The following is a 20,966-nucleotide window of genomic DNA, read 5'->3' as shown; positions in this document are numbered from 1 at the left end:
AAACGGCCCGAGATGGCCCAAATGTGCCAGCCGCGTAACCACATATTATAGCGGGTCGACCGCTGCCGGGCCGTAGTGGCCGATCGCGGCTTGCGGCGGGGCCGGAAAGCGCAAGGAGAAGGCCGTTCTCACCCCGGGCTCGCTCTCGACGCCGCAGTCGCCGCCGTGCTCGTGCATGATCGATTTCACGATCGCGAGCCCAAGGCCCGTGCCTGAGGCGGGGTTGTGGCGCGCTGGGTCGACGCGGTAAAAGCGATCGAAGATGTGGGGCAGGTGTTCGCGGGCGATGCCGGGGCCGTGATCCACGACACGGATAACGGCGGCATCCGCTTCGTTACAACATTCGATCGTCACCGTGGAGCCGGCCGGCGCGTGCGCGCATGCATTCGACACTAAATTGCAGATCGCGCGCTCGACGAGCAGCGGTTCGCCGATGAAGCTGCACCGGCCGTCGACTCGGATCGCGACGTTCCGGTCTTCGCCGATCGCTTCGTAGTAGCCGGCTACCCGCGAGGCCTCTTGCTCTCCATCGAGAAGGCGCAGACGAGCATGGCGTTGACCCGCGTCGATACGGGCGAGCAGCAACATGTCGTCGATCATGTGCGAGAGGCGCTGCAACTCCTCGATGCTCGACTCGATGACCGCACGATACTCGTCGTTCGAGCGGGGCTGCGCGAGTGCGACCTGCGCTTGCGCCAGCAGATTCGTCAGCGGCGTGCGGATGTCGTGGGCGAGATCCGACGAAAATCGCGTGAGCCGCGTGAACGATTCGTGCAGACGTACGAGCATTCGATTGAACGCCTGGCTCAAGTCCAGGAGCTCGCCGGCGGCGAACCTATCGGGTAGCCGATGGGCGAGCCGGCTTGTCGAGATTTCATCGGCACATGCGGCGAGATCGGCGAGCGGCTCGAGCGCGAACGCTGCGATCCGGTGCGCGACGACGGCCGCGGCCAAGGCGCCGCCGAGCGTCGCCAGCGCGATGCACGTCGCGCACAGACGCAGGAACGCGCGTGTGCTGCGATAGTCGCCCTGGATGATGACGCGTATCTCGCTCGAGGCAGCATCGCCTAGGCGGGCCGTAGCGACGAGATAGCGCACCGCCCGGCGCCGGTCGTCCACCCATGCCGGGCTCTCGCCTGGGACCGCGCGCAGGCCTCGATCTTGCGCGATGAAGCCGTCGCTTTTCACGACGACGCTGCCGCTCTTGTCGAGGATCGCGAAGTCGAGATGTTCGTGCCCGTCGGGCACGGCATATACGAGCACGCCACCGGCCCGCAGCTCGTCCCAACTCTTAGCGGCAGCCACATGAGCGATCGCGCTGCGAACGCTGGACTGCATCTCGCTCGTCAAGGAGTGGGCCGTGGACGTGACGAGTACCCGATACAGCAGTGTGCCGCTGACGGCGAGGATCATCGACGTCGATAGGGCGAGCAGAACGGCAAACCGCGCCCGCATCGTTTTCGGCATGCCCCACCTCATTGCGAGTGCAGCGGCTCGCGCTCTTCGAGGACATAGCCCATGCCGCGCACGGTATGGATCAGCTTTTGCGGGAACGGATCGTCCACCTTGGCCCGCACTCTTCGAATCGCCGCGTCGACGACGTTGGTGTCGCAGCTGAAGTTGATGTCCCACACCTGCGAGGCGATCAGTGAACGCGACAGAATCTCTCCTTTTCGCCGCATCAGAAGCCACAGCATCGAGAACTCTTTGGCCGTGAGCAAAATGGTCTGACCTCCGCGCTTGGCTTTGCGGCGAACGAGATCGAGCTCGAGATCGCCGGTGATCAGCACGGATTCGTCGCGCGCGCGACCTCGACGCAGGAGCGATCGCACGCGTGCGAGCAGCTCGACAAAATCGAACGGCTTGGCAAGGTAGTCGTCGCCGCCCAGGTCGAAGCCTCTGACGCGGTCGTTCACATCGTCGCGCGCGGAGAGAAACAGCACCGGCGTACAGTGCGTTTTGCGCAATTCCTCAACGACGCTCCAGCCGTCCCTGCCGGGCAACATGATGTCGAGGATGGCGAGGTCGTACTCCTCGGTTCTCAACTGATGGAGGCCCGTCACACCGTCTTCCACGCAATCGCAAACGAACCCCGCTTCGGTCAATCCTTGACCGAGATACGTTCGCGTCTTTACTTCGTCCTCAACTACCAGGATTTTCATTGCTCATTCCTAATTCCGTTCAACATTGCTATCGACGCCGCTTAAATCGGCATTGAAAGATTCAGCGTCCACCGACGTCGATGCGCCCCGATAGTTTGGCACCAATATCGCTGAAAACGGGGGGCTTGGACGATCGCTACTTTTTGTCGCACGGTCTATACGAATAATCTGAAATGTGACATGCGAACCTCAAGTGATTGCTTCGATGAGGCCGTGAAAATGAAAAGAATTTCATGTTAAAAAAATCATCTTCGCGTCATGTTGGCGATGGGCCCGATTGCAACAATTCATCCCGTCGACACCGTTGTCGACGTCTTCAAAAAGGAGTGAATATGAAAGCGCGATCGGTTATGGCAGCGATGGTGGCGGCGAGCATCGGGATCGGCTCTTATGCCTATGCGGACACGATGACGGGCAAGACCCGGGCTCAGGTTCGTCAGGAATTGATCGAGGCGCAACAGAGCGGTTGGCGACACGTCACCGATGCGTCGTATCCGGCTATTTCGCCGATGCACGCTGGGCGCATCGAGAAGCAGGCCGCCGACACGCAAGCCGCTAGCGCGAACGAGCCGGCGCCGAGAGCGATATCGAGCGGGCGCGCCCAACCTGCGGCGCAGCAACCGGCTTGCCAAGGTCCGGTCAGCTTCTGCAACATCTATTTCGGTTCGTAGCGCCGCCGCCGGCGGGCGCGTGCTGCGACTGCCGGCGGCCTATCGTCGATGACCTGTGCCAACCGGTAGAAAAACCATGGAATTTGTGGAGCAACTGCTTTATCGCAATACGACCTGGGCGTGCGACGCGGCTCGCAGCGACCCGGCGGTGTTCGAGCGCATGGGCCGCGGGCAACAGCCCGCCGCGCTTTGGATCGGCTGCGCCGACAGCCGCGTGCCCGCGGAACTCGTGACGGGGGCGGCGCCGGGCGAGCTCTTCGTCCATCGCAACATTGCGAATCTATGCCTGCCCGACGACGAGAACGCGCTGAGCGTGCTGGAGTACGCCGTCCGTGCACTCGAAGTGCGCGACATCATCGTGTGCGGACATTATGGCTGCGGCGGCGTGCGAGCCGCGCTGACGGGCGCCTGTGCCGCACTGCCGCACGTCGATCGGCGGATCCGGGCCCTGCGCGAACTTGCTCGCCGCGAGCACGCGGCGCTCGCTGCCATCCCGCATTTCGAGGATCGCGTGAACCGGCTCGCTGAACTCAATGCCCTCGAGCAGGCGAGGACCATCGAAACGCTGCCGATCGTGCGTGAGGCGGTGACCCGTCCTCGTGTGCATGCTTGGGTTTTCGACGTCCGCAACGGGCGCATTCTCAGACTCGCACGCCCGCAAGCCGGCTCGATGAAGCCGGCCGCCGGCATGCGAAGCTGCGACGAGGGGCGCGGCACGTCGACGTCCGCCCGGTTGATTTGACGATCTCTCATTCAGGTGTCCAGATGACGAACGCCAAGTGGATGGCGACTTTGCCGAGCGATTGCCGTGCAGGCGTCGTGGTCTTTCTCGTTGCGCTACCTCTTTGCTTGGGCATTGCGCAGGCATCCGGCGTCGATGCGGCTGCCGGCCTTCTGGCGGGCGTCATCGGCGGCCTCGCCGTGGCGCTGCTGAGCGGGTCCCGGCTCAGCGTCAGCGGGCCGGCTGCCGGCTTGATCACAATCGTCGTGCAAGGCATCGCCGACGTCGGCGGCTTTCCCGCGTTCCTGAGCGCGGTCTTCATGGCCGGTGCGGCGCAATTTTGCTTCGGCGCCTTCAAGCTTGGCCGCTTCGCCGCCTACATCCCGTCGGCGGTCATCACCGGGATGCTTGCCGCCATCGGCCTGCTGCTGATCATCAAGCAAGTCCCCGTGGCCATCGGTTCGAATGCTGCCGACGGCCCGGCATGGCAGATCCAAACGTCGTTTGGCTCGATTTCGTTCTCGCTGGTTTCTTGCTCTATCGCGGCGCTCTCGTTCGCGATTCTCTGGTATTGGGATTCGAAATGGGTGCAAGGTCAACGACTGCTGCGCGCGATACCTGGCGCGCTCGTCGCGGTGCTGGCCGGCATTGCCGTGACGACGGTGCTCGGTGCGTGGGTGCCCGATCTCGCGCTGCGCGCGGGTCAACGCGTCAATCTCGCGCCGCTCGATTCGTGGGCGGCGCTCGAAGCCCTCGTGACGCTGCCCGATTTCTCGGCGCTGATGAAGCTCGAAGTTTGGCGTCTCGTCGTCACGCTCGCGATCGTCGCAAGCCTGGAGTCGTTGCTGAGTCTGGAAGCCATCCAGCAAATGGATCCGAGGCGGCATCGCGCATCTCAGGACCGCGAGCTGAAAGCCCAGGGTGTTGGCAATATGTTGGCCGGCATGCTCGGGGCCCTGCCCATCACGGCGGTTATCGTCCGCAGCTCGGCGAATCTCAACGCCGGGGCGCAAACCCGGGCGTCGGCGGTGATTCACGGCGTGCTGATTTTCGCGAGCCTGGTCGTGTTGACGCCGGTACTCAACATGATTCCACTCGCAGTGCTTGCCGCCATTCTGATCGCGACGGGTGCGAAGCTCGCCAAGCCGTCGGTCTGGATCGCAACGGCCAAGAGCGGGGCGAACCGTTTCGTTCCGTTTGTCGCGACGATCGTCGGGGTGTTAGCAACCGACTTGCTCGTCGGTGTCGCAATCGGGGCGGCTTGTAGCGCCGTGCCTTCGATTCGCGCTTGGCTGAGGCAGGCACTTGTCATCGAGCGGTACGCGGGCGAGTTGGTTTTGCGACTGCGCCGTCCACGCTTCGCGGCCATGCTGCAGCAGTTGCCCGCCGATTCGCGGTAGGCATGACTCGGCGCCCTCGTCTTCACTCCACAAGTGGCGCGGGCCGCGAGGCGTTACCGCGGGTGCCGGTTCGAAGCGCCGTTGCCGAGCAGCACGAGCAGCGCCGTGCCGAGGAAATCCGCGATTAAAGGCGACATGGTGATGCCTCCGGAGTGGCTATTGTTAGTGAATGGGTTGAAATGCTTTCTCTCAGGTCGCGTCGGCCCATGCCTTCGCCGCATTGATCGCGCGGCGCCGAGTACGTCGACCATCTTGTCGGAGTCGTACTCGTTCATCCGGCAGCCGAAGGTTTTTACATAAACTTTCTTGGTCATGAAGCTCGCCGTTCGCAGTGGTTGACCTGGGGGCGCAGGTGAATCGTGGAAGCCTCGTATGAAAGCCGGTCAGCGCTCGAGTCCCGGCAGCGCGGGCCACTCGCGCTCGATTTGGGCGAAGCGATCGATCAGGAAGTCGAGCAGCGCCCGCACGCGCGGCGGCCGGTAGCGGTTGCGGTGAAACAGCGCGTGCAGCGGCGTATCCCACGCGTACCGCCAGTCGGGCAGCACGATGCGCAGCCGGCCGGCGCGCAAATCGGCGTCGATATCCCACAGGGACTTGAGCGCGATCCCGTAGCCGTCGACGGCCCAAATGCGCGTGACGGCGCCGTCGTTCGTTTCGCGCGAGGTGTCGAGCGGCGCCGTATAGTCGGCGGTTTCCTCGCCGCGCACGAAGCGCCATTCGTTGAGCGGCCCCGATGCGATCGACAGCACGATGCAGTCGAGACGCGCCAAGTCCGCCGGCGAGGCCGGCTCGCCGCGGCGCGCCAAGTAATCCGGCGAAGCCACGAGCACCCGCCGGTTCGTCGCGAGCCGCCGCGCGATGAGCGAAGAATCCTCCTTCGGCGCGCCGAAGCGAATGGCCAAATCGATGTCGTCGTGCAGCAGGTTCGATACCGAATCGGCCAGCGTGAGCGCGAACGTGACCTCGGGATGAAGCGCGTTGAATTCGTCTAGCCATGCCATCAGCATGTTGCGGCCGAAATCGGACGTCGTCGAAATGCGGATCTTGCCGCGCACGACGGTGCGGCCCGCCTGCAGCGCGGCGTCGGCATCGTCCAGCGCCTGCAGCGCGCGCATGCAATGGCGCAGGTAGAGCCGGCCTTCGTCCGTCAGCCGCAATTGCCGCGTCGTGCGTTCGAACAGGCGCGTGGAGAGCGCCGCCTCGAGTTTGGCCAAACGCGCGCTGGCCGCCGCCGGCGTCACGCCCAGTTTTCTGCCGGCCGCCGAAATGCCGCCGAGCCGCGCGGCTTCGACGAAAAGGCGGATGTCACCGAGGCGATCCATGGATTATTCGGTTTCCTTTGAAAATGATTCAATCGCAGGGGTAATTATCAAACGCTCGCGCGATCCGGACAATACGGCACCAGATCCCGCTTTTGAGAGCCCATCATGCCTATCCCCTTGCTAGCGCTTGCGCTGAGCGCCTTCGCCATCGGCACCACCGAGTTCATCATCATGGGGCTGTTGCCCGACGTGGCGCGCGACCTAGCCGTTTCCATCCCGTCGGCCGGTTTGCTGGTGTCGGGCTACGCGCTCGGCGTGGCCGCCGGCGCTCCCGTGCTCGCGGTCCTGACGAGCAAGCTGCCGCGCAAGGCCGCGCTGCAGGCGCTCATGGTCGTGTTCGTCGTCGGCAACATCCTGTGCGCCGTCGCGGGCGACTATCGGATGCTGATGGTTGCGCGCGTCGTGACATCGTTCGCCCATGGTTCGTTCTTCGGTATCGGCGCGGTCGTGGCGGCCTCGCTCGTCGCCCGCGAAAAGCAGGCCAGCGCGATTGCGCTGATGTTTACCGGGCTCACGCTCGCCAACGTGCTCGGCGTGCCGTTCGGCACGTTCGTCGGGCAATCGTTTGGCTGGCGCGTCTCGTTCTGGATCGTGGCCGGGCTCGGCGTGCTCTCGCTCGCCGGCATTACGGCGCTGGTGCCGAACCATCGAGATGCGGGCCCGGTGGGTCTCGCCCGCGAAGTGCGCGTGCTCAAGGAGCCCCAAGTGTGGCTCGCTCTCGCCATGACGGTGCTCGGTTTCGGCGGCGTGTTCGTCGTGTTCACCTACATTGCGCCGATCCTCGAACAGGTCAGCGGCTTTTCGCCGAGGGCGGTCACGCTGATTCTCGTGCTGTTCGGGGCGGGGCTGACGGTCGGCAACGTCGTCGGCGGCAAGCTGGCCGATCGAGCGCTGATGCCCTCGCTCGCCGGCATCCTCGTGGCGCTCGCGCTCGTCATGGCGGTGTTCGCGAAGACGAGCCATGCAGCCGTGCCCGCGGCGATCACCGTGTTCGTCTGGGGCATCGCGGCATTCGCGACCGTGCCGCCGCTGCAGATGCGCGTCGTCGAAAAGGCGAGTCATGCGCCGCACCTGGCCTCGACCTTGAACATCGGCGCGTTCAACGTCGGCAACGCGGCGGGCGCTTGGCTCGGCGGCCTCGCGCTCACCCACGGCGCGAAGCTCGACGCGCTGCCGTGGGTGGCGGCCGCGGTGACGGTGGCGGCGCTCGCCGTGACGCTGGTTGCCGGATACCTCGACACGCGCCGCCGCGTGAGCGAGCCGCGCGCGGCGACCGAGTGCGTGTCCTAAAGCGGGCCCGGCGACGCTCGTGTATCCTCCGTCTGGCCGGCAAGGTGCCGGCGTATCACCTTAGTGCGTCTTCAGGGCGGGGCGAAATTCCCCACCGGCGGTAAGTCGGCCACGTGCCGGCGAGCCCGCGAGCGCCCGCGTCGAGCAGCCGGTTGCACGGCTTCGCGCGGGGTCAGCAGATCTGGTGCGATGCCAGAGCCGACGGTCACAGTCCGGATGGAAGAAGATGCGCAGGCAGTCACCCTGTTTGCAGGGGGCCAGGCGCACGCGTGCGCGGCCCTTGTCACCGTTCTCGGCTCGGCGTGTTTCGCCCGCGCCGGGCGCGATGACGTTCGTGTCTGTTTGCGATGCCCTGAAACGTTTTTCGCTTTTTTCTCTCGCGAGGAGCGTTTCACATGTCTCTACCCGTTTCCACGGCGTTCGCCGAACTTCCATTTCTCGATCCCGCTTCGATGCCGCCGCGCATTGCGCGCGCGCTCGATGCCTTGCGCGAAGGCCGCGCCGTGGTGCTGCAGGACGACCACGACCGAGAAAACGAGGCCGATCTCATTGTCGCGGCCGAGCGCTTGACCGTTCAAACCATGGCGCTGCTGATCCGCGAATGCAGCGGCATCGTTTGCCTATGCTTGCCCGAGGAGAAAATTCGCTCGCTGGCGTTGCCGCCGATGGTCGCGCACAACGAGAGCCGCCACGGCACGGCGTTCACAGTGTCGATCGAGGCGCGCCACGGTGTGAGCACAGGCGTGTCCGCCGCCGACCGCGTGACGACGATCCGCGCCGCCATTGCGAGCGAAGCGAAACCCGAGGACATCGTGCGCCCCGGACACGTGTTCCCGCTGCGCGCGCAGCCCGGCGGCGTGCTGGCGCGCCGCGGCCATACCGAAGGCACGGTCGACCTCGCCGTGCTCGCGGGGCTCGCCCCCGCGGGCGTGCTCTGCGAGCTCATGAACGAGGACGGCACGATGACGCGAGGCGCGGACGTCGAGCGTTTCGCCGCCCAGCACGGCATGCCGATGCTGACGATCGAAGAGCTCGTCGCGTTCCGACGCACGCTTGCCGCCGCGCGCGAGCGCGAGTGCTGCGCGAACGAGGCGTAGCGCTGCTCGGAGCCTGGGCGGGCGCTACGACTGCAGTTGCCCGAAGTCGCCGCGCAAGCCCGCGGCGATCAAGGCCGGCAACTGCTCCATGTGCTCGATGATGCGGGTGACGCCCAAATTGCGCAGCACCTGCGCATAGCCTTTCGGCACATGGCTCGCGCCGACGAACGCGATGGTCTTCATGCCGGCGGCGCGGGCCGCGGTGAGGCCCGTCACGCTGTCTTCGACGACCAGGCAGCGCTCGGGCGCGATGCCCAGCTGGCGCGCCGCATGCAGATAGACGTCGGGGTGGGGCTTGGGCCGGCTCACTTGCTCCGCGCTGAACACGCGGGGCCCGAAGATATCGGTCAGTCCCACGCGCGCAAGCGACGCGGCGACGCGCGTCAACCGGCTGTTGGAGACGACGGCCGCAGGCAGCGCCACGCGCACGAGGGCGTCGCGCACGCCCGCGATCGGCGCCAGCGAGCGCTTGAATTCGTTGTCGATTTCGCGCTCTACGTCGGCTAGAAATCCATCGGGAATCTCGATCTGAAAGCGCATTTCCAAATCGGCGAGAAACGTCGACGTGCGCTGGCCGAACGCCAGGTGGGCGACGGGGGCGAAGTCCAGGCTCGGGAACCGCGCCGACAATGCGGTGAGGAGCACGCGGTCGGCGATGACTTCACTGTCGACGAGCACGCCGTCGCAGTCGCAAATGAGATGGTCGAACATGAAGAAGGGGCGCACGCTAACTGGCTGGCCTAGGCCCGTGACGCGCTTTGTTGTGTAATGAGACGCCAATGATACGGACATCGGCGTCGTTGCGCTTCTTTTGGACGCGCCCCTTCGGCGTGGCTCAGTGCGCGTGCACGTACACCCACGATGCCATCGCGCCGCCCGCGAGCGGGCCGAAGACAGGCACCCAGGCGTAGCGCCAGTCGCTGCTGCGCTTGCCCGGAATCGGCAGCAGCGCATGCATGAGGCGCGGCGCGAGGTCGCGCGCCGGGCTCATCGCGTAGCCCGTGGGGCCGCCGAGCGAGATACCGATGCCGAGCACGAGCAAGCCCACGGGCAGCGCATCGAGCGCCCCGAGGCCCACTTGCGGCGAGGCGAGATAGAGCACGCCCAGGATCAGCACGAACGTGCAGATCATTTCGGTCAGCACGTTGTGCGGCACGCTGCGAATGGCGGGCGCCGTGCAGAAGCAAGCGAGTTTGATGTCGGCGTCTTCCGTCGTCGAAAAATGCTGGCGATAGGCCAGCCAGACGAGGAACGCGCCGGCCATGCCGCCGAGCATCTGCGCCGTGACGTAGCCCGCCACCTTGCTCCAGGCGAACTTGCCGGCGAGCGCGAGGCTTACCGTGACGACGGGGTTCAGATGCGCGCCGCTGAACGAGGCCGTCACATAGACGGCGACGAACACGGCCATCGCCCAGCCCCAGACGATGACGATGAGATCGGCGCCCTTGCCCTTCGTGCGCGCGAGCAGCACGTTGGCGACGGCGCCGTTGCCGAGCAGCACGAGCAGCGCCGTGCCGAGGAATTCCGCGATTAAAGGCGACATGGTGATGTCTCCGGAGTGGCTATTGTCGGTGAATGGGTTGAACTGCTTTCTCTCAGGTCGCGTCGGCCCATGCCTTCGCCGCATTGATCGCGCGCCGCCAGCCCGTGGTGCATGAATCGACGTCGGCGCGCTGCATCGACGGCGAAAAGCGGCGATCGAGCTGCCACTGGCTTTCGAGCTCGCCCACGTTGCTCCAGTAGCCCACCGCGAGGCCGGCAAGATACGCGGCGCCGAGCGCGGTGGTTTCGCTGATGCGCGGACGCACGGCCGCGACGCCGAGCAGATCCGACTGGAATTGCATGAGCAGATTGTTCGCGCAGGCGCCGCCGTCCACGCGCAGCTCGCCGATCTTGATGCCCGAATCGGCCTCCATCGCCTTGAGGACGTCGAGCGACTGGTAGGCGATCGAATCGAGCGCGGCGCGCGCGATGTGGGCGCTGGTCGTTCCACGGGTGACGCCAAACAGCGTGCCGCGGGCGCGCGGATTCCAGTGCGGCGCGCCAAGGCCGGCGAACGCGGGCACGAGGTAGACGCCGTCGCAATGTTCGACGCTCGCCGCCAGTGCTTCGATTTCCGATGCGCTCTTGATGATGCCGAGCCCGTCGCGCAGCCACTGCACGACCGCGCCCGCGATGAAAATGCTGCCTTCGAGCGCGTAGTTGACCTCGTCGCCGATCTTCCAAGCGATCGTCGTCACGAGGTTGTTCTTCGATTCGATCGGCTTCTCGCCGGTGTTCATCACGAGGAAGCAGCCCGTGCCGTATGTATTCTTGACCATGCCCGATTTCGTGCACATCTGGCCGAACAAGGCGGCGTGCTGATCGCCTGCGATGCCGCCGATCGGAATCTTCGAGGCGAAGACCGTCGTGACGGTATTGCCGTAGATTTCCGACGATGCGCGCACTTCGGGCAGCATGCTGCGCGGAATGTCGAGCGCTTCGAGCAGATCGTTGTCCCACTGCATGGTGTGGATGTTGAACAGCATCGTGCGCGACGCGTTCGTCACGTCGGTGATGTGCAGCGCTTGCTTGGTGAAGTTCCAAACGAGCCAGCTGTCGACGGTGCCGAACGCGAGCTTGCCTTGCTTGGCCTTCTCGCGCGCGCCCTCGACGTTGTCGAGAATCCAGCGCACTTTCGTGGCCGAGAAATACGCGTCGATGGGCAGCCCCGTCTTGGCTCGCACCTTTTCTTCGAGGCCTTGCGCCTTGAGTTGATCGCACAGGCCGGCGGTGCGACGGTCTTGCCAGACGATTGCGTTGTAGATCGGTTGGCCGGTCTCGCGATCCCAGACGATCGTCGTTTCGCGTTGGTTCGTGATGCCGATCGCGGCGATCGAGGTGCCGTTCACGCCTGCGCGCGTCACGGCCTCGGCCGCGACGCCGGCTTGCGTCGACCAGATTTCCTGCGGATCGTGTTCGACCCAGCCCGGCTGCGGATAGATCTGGCGGAATTCCTTTTGAGCCACCGAGACGATGTTGCCCTGGCGGTCGAACAGCATTGCCCGCGAACTCGTGGTGCCTTGGTCCAGCGCGAGGATGTATTGATCCTGCATTGTCTCTTCTCCATGTGTTGTCGTGATGTGCCGCGCGCCCTCCGCGCGGGTGTCCGGGGTACGACGGGTCATGCGGATGCAGCGGCGCCGCTGCGTTTTCCTCGTTGCCGCCCCATGCTCGCGGCGGCGGTGCGCCAAGAGGGGCGACGGGCGAGGTGCTCGCCGTCGGCTAAGTCGCCACGGCGGATTGCGGGTGCGGTGCGCCCGGCATCGGAGAGCGGGCGAACCAATGGTCGATTTCGGCTGCTACTGGCTTTGCGGCGCCCGGCGCCAAATGCAGACCGATCTTCGAGCGGCGCCACAGCACGTCGTGCGCGCAGCGGGCCCACTCGACGTCGCGCAAATAGCGCAGTTCTTGCTCGAACAATCCGGGCGCGAACTCGCGACCGAGATCGGACAAGGTCTTGGCCGAGCCGACGAGCGCGCGTGCGCGCGTGCCGTAGGCGCGCGCATAGCGCCGGGCGAGGTCAGCGGGGAGCCACGGATGTTCGTTTGCGAACTTCGACGCGAAAGGCTCGAATTTCGCATGGGCGATATCGCCGCCGGGCAGCGGCGCGTGCGCCGTCCAGGCGCCCTTGGCGATGGGCATGACGCTCGCCAAACGATCGACGGCCTCCTCGGCGAGCTTGCGAAACGTCGTGATCTTGCCGCCGAAGACGGACAGCAGCGGCGCCTCGCCCGCATTCGCATCGAGTTCGAGCCGGTAGTCGCGCGTCACGGCGGACGGATCGTCGGCGCCTTCCTCTTCGAGCAGCGGCCGCACGCCGGAATACGTCCAGCAGACATCGGACGGCGTGATTTTGCGTTTGAAGTAGCGGTTGATCGATTCGCACAGATAGCGCGTCTCGTCCTCCGTGATGGCCACTTCCGACGGATCGCCGCGGTACTCGACGTCCGTCGTGCCGATCAGCGTGAATTCGCGCTCGTAGGGGATCGCGAAAATGATCCGTTTATCGGGATTCTGAAAGATATAGGCGTGGTCGTGGTCGAACAGGCTGCGCGTCACGATGTGGCTGCCCTTGACGAGCCGCACGCTGTGGTGAGCGCCGCGTCCGAGGGCTTCGTGCAGCAACTGCCCGACCCACGGGCCCGCCGCGTTCGCCACGGCGCCGGCCCGCACATCGAAGCGCGAGCCGTCGGCGCGTTGCAGCTGCGCGTGCCACTCGCCGCCCGCGCGCACGGCGGCGACGAGCTTGGTCCGCGTGAGCACGGTCGCGCCGCGCTCGGACGCGTCGAGCGCGTTGAGCACGACGAGGCGGGCGTCGTCCACCCAGCCGTCGGAGTAGACGAAGCCGCGGGAGATGGAATCGACGAGCGGCGCGCCGGCCGCGTGACGCCGCATGTCGATGCCGCGCGAGCCCGGCAGCAGTTCGCGCCGCGCGAGATGGTCGTAAAGGAACAGCCCGGCGCGGATGAGCCAGGCCGGCCGCAGGTTCGGCATGTGCGGCATCACGAAGCGCAGCGGCCACATGATGTGCGGCGCCGCGCGCAGCAGCGTTTCGCGCTCCTGCAGCGCCTTGCGCACGAGGCCGAACTCCTTGTACTCGAGATAGCGCAGCCCGCCATGAATGAGCTTCGTGCTCGACGAAGACGTGTGGGACGCCAAATCGTCCTGCTCCACGAGCAGCACGGACAGGCCGCGGCCCGCAGCGTCGCGCGCGATCCCCGCGCCATTGATCCCGCCGCCCACGACGAGCAGATCGTACCGGCTGCCTTGCGTCACTTGCTCTGTCCCCTCTAATGCCTGCGACTATCGACGAAATAAAACGAACCTATCAATGTTCGTTTGCGAAATTTAATGAACAAATTCGAAAAAGTAAAGTGCGCGTTTAGGGTTCGGATTCGGTCGAAGCATGGGCAGCACGGTGTAACGGCCGCGCGAAGCGGCTACCATCTGAAAAACCAAAGACGAGGTGGGCGATGCGAGCATGGATGGCGGGAATGGCATGCATGGGGGCGATGCTGGTCGCCGCATGCGCCGGGTTGCCGGGGACGGCGGGCGGGCAGCGCTTCGAGGCGCTGCAAGCGTCGTGCGGGCCGGCTACCGATTACGGTGCGGATACGCAGTCGGTGTACGGCACGTTGTACGACGCCTACGTGGCCTACCGCCACGGTGGGCTAGCGCAGGCCGATTACTGTGCATTCGAAAACGACATCGCACGGCACTACCGCGCGCGCAGCGGCGGCGGCCCGGATGCCCAGCGCGCGTGGGCCGAGTATTTCAATGCTCAGCGGGCGAGAGCGATCGATTGGCGCGCGGCGGTCGACCCGACGCTTCGCGGGGGCTGACGCCCTGCGGTGAACGAAACTCGACTGGGTGGACTCGCGTGGTCAGGCGTGGAGACGCGAGTGAGGCCCCGAGTCAGGCTGAGAGGCGAGGTTCGTCTTCGCCTTCGCGTCGGCAAGGCTCGGCAACGCGTCGCGCAGGCTGCGCGAGGGCGGCGCGGGCGGGCCCGCACCAGGCGGAAACGAACGGGAAAACTAGGAAAAACGTTTGATGGCGCGGATGGCCGAATCGCCAGACTCGGTCAGGCGCCACTGCTGATGCCCTGAACCCAGGCTTTCAAGCTGCACCAGTTGCTGTTCGAGCAGGGCGTCGAGTTCTTCGCGGTCCATATCGACTTGGTTGGGAGCGTCCTTGACGAGTAGCAACGTGGCGAATTCATGCGGACTCAGCATTGTTCTCTCCATGGGGCAATCGGATTGCCTCGGCATGCGGTGATCGGCTGCCGCGCGCTCAACCTACCGGGAGTAGGAAAGCGATCGCCTCGGCGCGCGCGGCTTGCGCGCCTCGGGGAACTGGAGTGTAGTCAAGCGCCCGTTCATATCCAAATCGTCCCCTGAAAATTTTCCCTTTGACAGCGGGGCGACGAGCAAGCGGTTCACTCACCGCGCCGATTTCGCGAAATTACTTGAACTTTCGCGTGCGGCGCAGCATGGAATAAGGGGCCCGCGGGACGACGAGCGGCGGACGAATCAGTCGGCGCCGGCGACGTACACCTGGGTGCCGGCGGCGGCGAGCGTCTCGGCCATTTCCGGCGGCGCGTTTTGGTCGGTAAACAGGGCGTGGATCTGGTTCAGGTGACCTTGGCGAACCAGCGCCGGCCGGCCGAACTTAGAATGATCGGCGGCCAGAAACACCGTGCGCGCATGCTCGATGATCGCTTCCGATACGCGCACTTCTCGGGTGTCGAAGTCGCGCAACGTGCCGTCGCTCTCGATGCTGGACGTGCCGATGATCGCGAAATCGACCTTGAACTGCCGGATGAATTCGATCGCGAGTTCGCCGACGATGCCTTTGTCCCAAGGCCGCACGATGCCGCCCGTCACCAGCACCTCGCATTCGGGATAGCCGCTCATCATGTTGGCGACGTTCAGGTTGTTCGTAATGACGCGCAGCCCGCGGTGGCGGTTGAGCGCGCGCGCGACTTCCTCGGTGGTCGTGCCGAGGTTGATGAACAACGAAGCTTGGTCCGGAATGTGCGTGGCGACGAGCGCCGCGATGCGCCGCTTCTCGTCGTGAAACATGCGCTGGCGCGCGGTGTACGAGACGTTTTCCGAGCTCGTCGGCAAGCTCGCCCCGCCGTGGTAGCGGCGCAGCAGGTTCATGTCGGCGAGCCAGTTCACGTCGCGGCGTATCGTCTGCGGTGTGACGGCAAAGTGCGCAGCCAAATCGTCGACCGTCACGAAACCGTCGCGCTGCACCCAATCGAGCAACTCCTGTTGGCGGGCGTTCAGGGTGAGGCGGGGGTCTCGGCTCATGGATGGCGGCGGCAGGGCTGTCAAAGTGAGACTATTGTAAAACCTTCGCGTATTCGCCTTTTGGCGAAAGAAACGTTTTCAGAGCGAGAATGCGACACATGGATCGTTTCGATTGGCATAACCCGTATCCCACGCCCCGTCTGCCCGTGTTCGCGCGCAACGTCGTGTCGACCTCGCACCCGCTCGCGGCGCAGGCCGGCTTGCGTGCACTATGGCAGGGCGGCAACGCCGTCGATGCGGCGATCGCGGCGGCTGCCGCGTTGACCGTGGTGGAGCCGGTATCGTGCGGCTTGGGCGGGGATGCGTTCGCCCTCGTTTGGGACGGGGCCCAGCTACATGGTCTGAACGCGTCGGGCGTGGCGCCGGCGGCCTGGAACGTCGACTACTTCAAGCGCCGCTATGGCGAAGCCGGCGGCTTGGCCATCCAGCCCAAGCGAGGCTGGGATACGGTCACGGTGCCGGGCGTGGTGGCGGGCTGGGAAGCGCTGCATGCCCGATTCGGCTCGCTGCCGTTCGGCGATTTGATGGCGAGCGCGATCGAAATCGCCGAGCGCGGCCACGCCGTGGCCAGCATCGTGGCCCATAAATGGGCGGCTGCCGTACCCGACTTGAAGGACCAGCCCGGCTTCGCCGCTACGTTCATGCCCAATGGGCGGGCGCCGCTCGTGAGCGAACGCCTGTGCCTGCCCGATCATGCGCGCACGCTGCGACTGTTGGCGGCGAGGGGGCCGCGCGCCTTCTACGAAGGCGAGCCGGCCGAGCGGATCGCCGCGTTCGCGCTGGAAGGCGGGGGCGCGATGACGAAGGCCGACTTGCGCGATTATCGGCCGATGTGGGTGGAGCCGATCGGGAAAGACTACCGTGGCTACACGGTCCATGAAATTCCGCCGAACGGCCAGGGCATTGCCGCGCTGATCGCGCTGGGTATTCTCGAGCGGTTCAACCTTCGCGACTTGCCACGGGACGGCATCGTTTCACAGCATCTGCAGATCGAGGCGATGAAGCTCGCGTTCGCCGATGTCTACCGTTATGTGGCCGATCCGCTCGCGATGGATGTGACGCCCGAGCAGATGTTGGACGATGCCTACCTTGCTTCGCGCGCCGCGCTGATCGATCTGAAGCGGGCCACCCATTTCGCTTACGGCATGCCCCCGGCGGGTGGGACGATCTATCTCACCGCGGCCGACGAGCGCGGGGTGATGGTGAGCTTCATTCAATCGAATTACATGGGTTTCGGTTCGGGCGTCGTCGTGCCGGGCACGGGCATCGCACTGCAGAACCGCGGGTGCGGATTTTCGATGGACGAGCGCTCGCCCAATGTGGTCGCGGGCGGCAAGCGGCCGTTTCACACGATCATCCCGGCTTTCGTGACCGAGCGCGTCGATGGACGGCAGATGCCGGTGATGAGCTTCGGTGTGATGGGAGGCGACATGCAACCGCAAGGGCACCTGCAGTCGATCGTGCGCATGCTCGATTACGGCCAGCAGCCGCAGGCCGCTTGCGATGCGCCGCGGTGGAAGGTCAATCGGGATTTCACGCTCGATATCGAATCGACGTTCGACCGCGGCGTCGCGCAAGCATTGCAAGCGCGTGGCCATACGATTAAAGCGATCGACGATCCCTATATGGATTTCGGCTCGGGCCAATATATTTGGAAGCTGTCGCACGACGATCCGGAACGCGGGTATGTGGCGGCGAGCGACTCGCGGCGGGATGGGCTCGCGGCGGGGTTTTGAGATCGGGCGCTGTTTGCCGCCTTCCGCACGCAGCGCCGCCCGGCCAATCGACGGGTATGCGCAAACGCTAAGACTTTGTCCCAATTCGGCGCGATTCGAACCCGCCGTCTAATACTTCGTAATACGGTTCTTCCCCGGCACTGGGCCGGATTCGGAACCGCACTTCGGGCCCGACGGTCTGTGCAACTGTGAAAGCAGTTTCTCGGAACTCCGGCTAAGATCCGGAGGTATAAGGTTTAACAACATTTCACCGGTACCGCGTTTCGATCTTCGCAACAGGTTTTTGCGCGCTGGGGTGCGTCGCGCAATGCGGATCGATAGCGCGGTCTTGGGAGCGCAACGTCATGATCATCGATTCCACTCACGTGATGCCCTGGCGCATCGAGGACATCGACCTCACCCGTATCGACCGCCAGCGCGCGGCGGCCAATGAGGATCTGCTGCTGCTGCTGTGCGCGGCGTCGTTCATCGAAAGCGGCACCGACCTGTACACGAGCAACCTCACCGAGTACTTCGACGGCGATCCGGAGGTCTCCGCCTGGCTCAACCGCGAATGGGAGCCCGAGGAGCTGCAGCACGGGCGTGCTCTGAAGGCGTACATCGCCCATGTGTGGCCCGAGTTCGATTGGGACACGGCTTTTCGCCATTTCTTCGACGAATACTCCAAAACGTGTTCGCTCGAGGAATTCGAAAAAACCCGCGCCCTCGAAATGGTCGCACGTTGTGTCGTCGAAACGGGCACGGCCACGCTTTACCGCGCCATCAACGAATGTTCCGACGAACCCGTGCTCAAGGAAATTACCGATCACATCCGCACGGACGAGGTGCGTCACTACAAGCACTTCTTCAAATACTTCAAGAAGTACAACCGCATCGAGGGCAATGGCCGGCTGGCCGTGCTCGGCGCGTTGATGCGCCGTGTGATGGAAATCAAGAGCGAGGATTCGGAGATCGCATTGCGGCACGTGTTCGCGATTCGCTACCCCGAGCGGGTGCACGATACCGAGTACAACCGCGAGCGCGCGGCGCGCATCAGTTCGCTCGTGCGGCGTAATTTGTCCGCGGACATGTGCGTGAAGATGCTGCTCAAGCCGCTCGATATTCCGGCGCGTATCCAGCCGGGCGTGCATTATCCGCTCGCGAAAGTGGCGCAGCATGTCTTCTTCCGCTGAGCCCGGCGCCGCGCGCGCGCTGGTGCAGCGGACATTCGACGAGTGGCCGCCTGCGCTGCGCGCATTATTGGACGGCGCCTCGCTCGCGTCCAAAGTCGGATTCACCGCATCGTTGATCACCTGCGATGCGCTCGGGCATCTGCGCACGTCGCTGCTCGGCATCGGCGAGCTCTACGCGCCGAACGCGCGTTGCCTCGCGCTCGCGCTCTGGCCGACCTCTCGGGCCGCCCGTACGTTGTCGTCGCATGCGTCGTCATCCCCCGAACGCTCGGCGCCCCCGATCGAGCCGCATGGCGACCATCGTCGCGCTCGGGCGGCGCTGACGTTCGTTCATGACGGCGCGTTCTACCAAGTGCAGCTGACGATCGAGCCGCTAGGCCACGCCAGGGGAGACGCCGGGGCGGGGAACGCACTCGCGCATTTCATGGCGTGGATCGATGCGGGGGAGGTGCAGCAGGTGGACTACGCGCGCCTCACGGGTGGGATTGCATTCGAGCTTGCCGACGAGCCGTCGGCGCGCAAGGCCGTGCTCGAGCGCTGGGAGGGGCAAGTCGAAGCATTACGGCAAGCCGCTCGGGCCTGGCTTGCCGCCGGTTCTGAAACGAGCGGTCCGTCCCGCTGATCCGCAGGCGGCGTTGCCGCGGCGACTTGCTCGGTTGAGTGGCATGAGTGGCATGAGTGGCATGAGTGGCTCGCCGCGCCGCCCCCAGGAAGCCAACCTGCGCGATGCGCGGCCGGACGAAACCGGCCGCGCAGGCAATCAGCGACGATGCGCGTCGCGTCCGGGCCCACCCGTGCGCGGCTTGCCGCCGAGCAGCGCGCCCGGATCGCTCTGCCGGCGCTGGCGATCGCCTTGATTTTGATTCGCCCCCGAGCCTGAACGCGGCGTATCGCCCGCCCCACGCGGTTGGCCGTCGGCCTTGCGTTGGCCGCCCTGCGCTTGGCCTTGCCCCTGACCTTGCGGCTTGCGCTGACCGTGTTCCTGTCCGCCGCGCGCCGGCGAGCGGCCTTGGGGCTGGGACGGTTTGGCTTGACCCTGCTGCTTGCCTTGCGCCGGCTTGGCCTGCTGCGGTTTTTGCGGCTTTGCCGCGCGCTCCGCCTGGCCGCTGCCCGAGCCGGCTTGATTCTCGCGGCGCGGCGCGGGCGCGCGCGACGCCGGTTGCGCGTTTTGCCCGCGCGCGGCGTGCTTGGCCGGCTCGCCGCGCGGCTGACGCCCCGCGTTGCCTTGGCCGCGCCGCTGCTGGATCGGCTCGGGCTTCGCGTTCGGGTCGGGTTCGAAGCCCGGAATCACTTCCTGCTCGATCGAGCGCTTGATCAGCTTTTCGATGTCCTTGAGCAGTTGCCGCTCGTCGACGCAGACGAGCGAGATGGCTTCGCCGCTGGCGCCCGCGCGCCCCGTCCGGCCGATACGGTGAACGTAGTCTTCCGGCACGTTCGGCAAATCGAAGTTCACGACGTGCGGCAACTGGTCGATGTCGATCCCGCGCGCGGCGATATCGGTCGCCACGAGCACTTGCAGCGTGCCGTCCTTGAATTCGGCCAGCGCGCGCGTGCGCGCCGATTGGCTCTTGTTGCCGTGGATCGCGAGCGCGCTGATGCCGTCCTTCGTGAGCTGCTCGGCGAGGCGGTTCGCCCCATGCTTCGTGCGCGTGAACACGAGCACTTGGAACCACGCATGCTGGCGAATCAAATGCGTGAGCAGTTCGCGCTTGCGGTCGCGATCGACCGGGTAAATCTTCTGCGAAACGAGTTCGGCGGTAGTGTTGCGGCGGGCGACTTCGATCAGCGCCGGCGTATCGAGCAGGCTATCGGCGAGCGCCTTGATTTCGTCGGCGAAGGTGGCCGAGAACAGCAGGTTTTGCCGCTTCTCCGGCAAGCGGGCGAGTACGCGCTTGATGTCGTGGATGAAGCCCATGTCGAGCATGCGATCGGCTTCGTCGAGGACGAGGATTTCGAGACCCGATACGTCGATCGTCTTTTGCTGCATGTGATCGAGCAAACGCCCCGGCGTGGCGACGACGATGTCGACGCCGCGCTTGAGCGCGTCGATCTGCGGATTGATGCCTACGCCGCCGAACAGCACGGTGGATTTCAGCTTCAGATACTTGCCGTAGGCGCGCACGCTTTCCTCGACTTGCGCCGCGAGTTCGCGCGTGGGCGTGAGGATCAGCGCGCGCACCTTGCGCTTGCCGGCGGCCCCGGTTTGAGGCTGCGCCTCGCTCAATCGCTGCAGGATCGGCAGCGTGAAGCCGGCTGTCTTACCCGTGCCCGTTTGAGCGCCCGCGAGCAAATCTCCGCCGCTCAAGACGGCCGGAATGGCTTGCTGTTGAATCGGGGTCGGGCTCGTGTAGCCGAGCTCGTGGACGGCTCGCACCAGCGGTTCTGATAAGCCAAGGGAATCGAATGACATAGAGGGTTCGTTGCAATGCGGTGAGGCGGCTGGCTTTCGTATGAGCAAGCGTATGAGCAAGCGCTAGGCCGGCTCCTCCATCTTCCCTACTCGGCGCTGATGGCGCCGGCTGGCCGCTGGGGTCCGAG

The 20,966-nt window shown here is 65.2% G+C and carries 20 protein-coding genes and 1 riboswitch; of the genes, 9 read left to right on the top strand and 11 right to left on the bottom strand.

The features are described from left to right. Window positions 1–45: 45 nt before the first annotated feature. Both ACTHNR_RS06150 and ACTHNR_RS06145 read right to left on the bottom strand, forming a co-directional pair. Entirely contained in the window at window positions 46–1,467 is a 1,422-nt protein-coding gene (locus ACTHNR_RS06150; RefSeq protein ID WP_440546676.1) for a heavy metal sensor histidine kinase, read from the bottom strand. Window positions 1,468–1,475: 8 nt separating this feature from the next. Beyond that, window positions 1,476–2,162, bottom strand: a complete 687-nt coding sequence (locus tag ACTHNR_RS06145) for a heavy metal response regulator transcription factor (protein ID WP_440546675.1) — start codon at window positions 2,160–2,162, stop codon at window positions 1,476–1,478. Window positions 2,163–2,494: 332 nt separating this feature from the next. Here ACTHNR_RS06145 and ACTHNR_RS06140 point away from each other — a divergent pair, with 332 nt between their 5' ends. The 3 genes from ACTHNR_RS06140 (at window position 2,495) to ACTHNR_RS06130 (ending at window position 4,954) form a co-directional block, all read left to right on the top strand. Continuing rightward, window positions 2,495–2,833 (top strand): DUF4148 domain-containing protein, encoded by a 339-nt coding sequence (locus ACTHNR_RS06140; protein WP_440546674.1) that lies wholly within the window; start codon window positions 2,495–2,497, stop codon window positions 2,831–2,833. Window positions 2,834–2,909: 76 nt separating this feature from the next. After that, on the top strand, window positions 2,910–3,575 hold the full coding sequence (locus tag ACTHNR_RS06135) for a carbonic anhydrase (RefSeq protein WP_440546673.1): 666 nt from the start codon (window positions 2,910–2,912) through the stop codon (window positions 3,573–3,575). Between the two features lie 23 nt (window positions 3,576–3,598). Continuing rightward, on the top strand, window positions 3,599–4,954 hold the full coding sequence (locus tag ACTHNR_RS06130) for a SulP family inorganic anion transporter (RefSeq protein WP_440546672.1): 1,356 nt from the start codon (window positions 3,599–3,601) through the stop codon (window positions 4,952–4,954). A 53-nt stretch (window positions 4,955–5,007) separates the two neighbouring features. On the opposite strand, the gene ACTHNR_RS06125 is transcribed toward ACTHNR_RS06130, so the two are convergent. Beyond that, entirely contained in the window at window positions 5,008–5,268 is a 261-nt protein-coding gene (locus tag ACTHNR_RS06125; RefSeq protein WP_440546706.1) for a hypothetical protein, read from the bottom strand. A 69-nt stretch (window positions 5,269–5,337) separates the two neighbouring features. Beyond that, complete coding sequence (locus tag ACTHNR_RS06120) at window positions 5,338–6,276, bottom strand: LysR family transcriptional regulator (RefSeq protein WP_440546671.1); 939 nt, start codon at window positions 6,274–6,276, stop codon at window positions 5,338–5,340. Between the two features lie 105 nt (window positions 6,277–6,381). On the opposite strand from ACTHNR_RS06120, the gene ACTHNR_RS06115 reads away from it, so the two are divergent. Then, entirely contained in the window at window positions 6,382–7,566 is a 1,185-nt protein-coding gene (locus ACTHNR_RS06115) for an MFS transporter (protein ID WP_440546670.1), read from the top strand. 63 nt (window positions 7,567–7,629) lie between these two features. After that, window positions 7,630–7,798: riboswitch (FMN riboswitch) on the top strand. 163 nt (window positions 7,799–7,961) lie between these two features. Further along, window positions 7,962–8,663 (top strand): 3,4-dihydroxy-2-butanone-4-phosphate synthase, encoded by a 702-nt coding sequence (gene ribB, locus ACTHNR_RS06110; protein ID WP_440546669.1) that lies wholly within the window; start codon window positions 7,962–7,964, stop codon window positions 8,661–8,663. Window positions 8,664–8,687: 24 nt separating this feature from the next. Here ribB and ACTHNR_RS06105 read toward each other — a convergent pair whose 3' ends face one another. The 4 genes from ACTHNR_RS06105 to glpD all read right to left on the bottom strand — a co-directional run bounded on the left by ACTHNR_RS06105 (window position 8,688) and on the right by glpD (window position 13,481). After that, complete coding sequence (locus tag ACTHNR_RS06105; protein WP_440546668.1) at window positions 8,688–9,374, bottom strand: HAD family hydrolase; 687 nt, start codon at window positions 9,372–9,374, stop codon at window positions 8,688–8,690. 124 nt (window positions 9,375–9,498) lie between these two features. Further along, window positions 9,499–10,206, bottom strand: a complete 708-nt coding sequence (locus tag ACTHNR_RS06100) for an MIP/aquaporin family protein (RefSeq protein WP_440546667.1) — start codon at window positions 10,204–10,206, stop codon at window positions 9,499–9,501. A 52-nt stretch (window positions 10,207–10,258) separates the two neighbouring features. Continuing rightward, window positions 10,259–11,758 carry a glycerol kinase GlpK gene (gene glpK / locus ACTHNR_RS06095; RefSeq protein WP_440546666.1) on the bottom strand — a complete coding sequence of 500 codons (1,500 nt, stop codon included), beginning with the start codon at window positions 11,756–11,758 and terminating at the stop codon, window positions 10,259–10,261. A 169-nt stretch (window positions 11,759–11,927) separates the two neighbouring features. Then, window positions 11,928–13,481 (bottom strand): glycerol-3-phosphate dehydrogenase, encoded by a 1,554-nt coding sequence (glpD, locus tag ACTHNR_RS06090; protein WP_440546665.1) that lies wholly within the window; start codon window positions 13,479–13,481, stop codon window positions 11,928–11,930. A 197-nt stretch (window positions 13,482–13,678) separates the two neighbouring features. Here glpD and ACTHNR_RS06085 point away from each other — a divergent pair, with 197 nt between their 5' ends. Beyond that, window positions 13,679–14,047, top strand: a complete 369-nt coding sequence (locus ACTHNR_RS06085) for a hypothetical protein (RefSeq protein WP_440546664.1) — start codon at window positions 13,679–13,681, stop codon at window positions 14,045–14,047. Window positions 14,048–14,239: 192 nt separating this feature from the next. On the opposite strand, the gene ACTHNR_RS06080 is transcribed toward ACTHNR_RS06085, so the two are convergent. Continuing rightward, window positions 14,240–14,437, bottom strand: a complete 198-nt coding sequence (locus ACTHNR_RS06080) for a hypothetical protein (RefSeq protein ID WP_206954244.1) — start codon at window positions 14,435–14,437, stop codon at window positions 14,240–14,242. A 297-nt stretch (window positions 14,438–14,734) separates the two neighbouring features. Further along, a complete protein-coding gene (locus ACTHNR_RS06075; protein WP_440546663.1) occupies window positions 14,735–15,520 on the bottom strand; it encodes a DeoR/GlpR family DNA-binding transcription regulator in 786 nt (261 codons plus the stop codon). 98 nt (window positions 15,521–15,618) lie between these two features. On the opposite strand from ACTHNR_RS06075, the gene ACTHNR_RS06070 reads away from it, so the two are divergent. The 3 genes from ACTHNR_RS06070 to ACTHNR_RS06060 all read left to right on the top strand — a co-directional run bounded on the left by ACTHNR_RS06070 (window position 15,619) and on the right by ACTHNR_RS06060 (window position 19,050). After that, window positions 15,619–17,256, top strand: a complete 1,638-nt coding sequence (locus ACTHNR_RS06070; RefSeq protein ID WP_440546662.1) for a gamma-glutamyltransferase family protein — start codon at window positions 15,619–15,621, stop codon at window positions 17,254–17,256. 344 nt (window positions 17,257–17,600) lie between these two features. Then, window positions 17,601–18,428: a ferritin-like domain-containing protein gene (locus ACTHNR_RS06065; protein WP_440546661.1), complete on the top strand. Its 828-nt coding sequence runs from the start codon at window positions 17,601–17,603 to the stop codon at window positions 18,426–18,428. Then, window positions 18,412–19,050, top strand: a complete 639-nt coding sequence (locus tag ACTHNR_RS06060) for a hypothetical protein (RefSeq protein WP_440546660.1) — start codon at window positions 18,412–18,414, stop codon at window positions 19,048–19,050. Before ACTHNR_RS06065 ends, ACTHNR_RS06060 begins: the two co-directional genes overlap by 17 nt. Before the next feature lie 138 nt (window positions 19,051–19,188). Here the strand turns inward: ACTHNR_RS06060 and ACTHNR_RS06055 are convergent, their stop codons facing one another. After that, window positions 19,189–20,838 (bottom strand): DEAD/DEAH box helicase, encoded by a 1,650-nt coding sequence (locus tag ACTHNR_RS06055; protein ID WP_440546659.1) that lies wholly within the window; start codon window positions 20,836–20,838, stop codon window positions 19,189–19,191. Window positions 20,839–20,966 lie beyond the last annotated feature (128 nt).

The organism is Trinickia sp., from assembly GCF_051954495.1.
Classification (GTDB): Bacteria; Pseudomonadota; Gammaproteobacteria; order Burkholderiales; family Burkholderiaceae; genus Trinickia.
The sequence above is the reverse complement of the archived record's forward strand: the minus strand, read 5'-3'. Positions and strand labels throughout refer to the sequence as shown.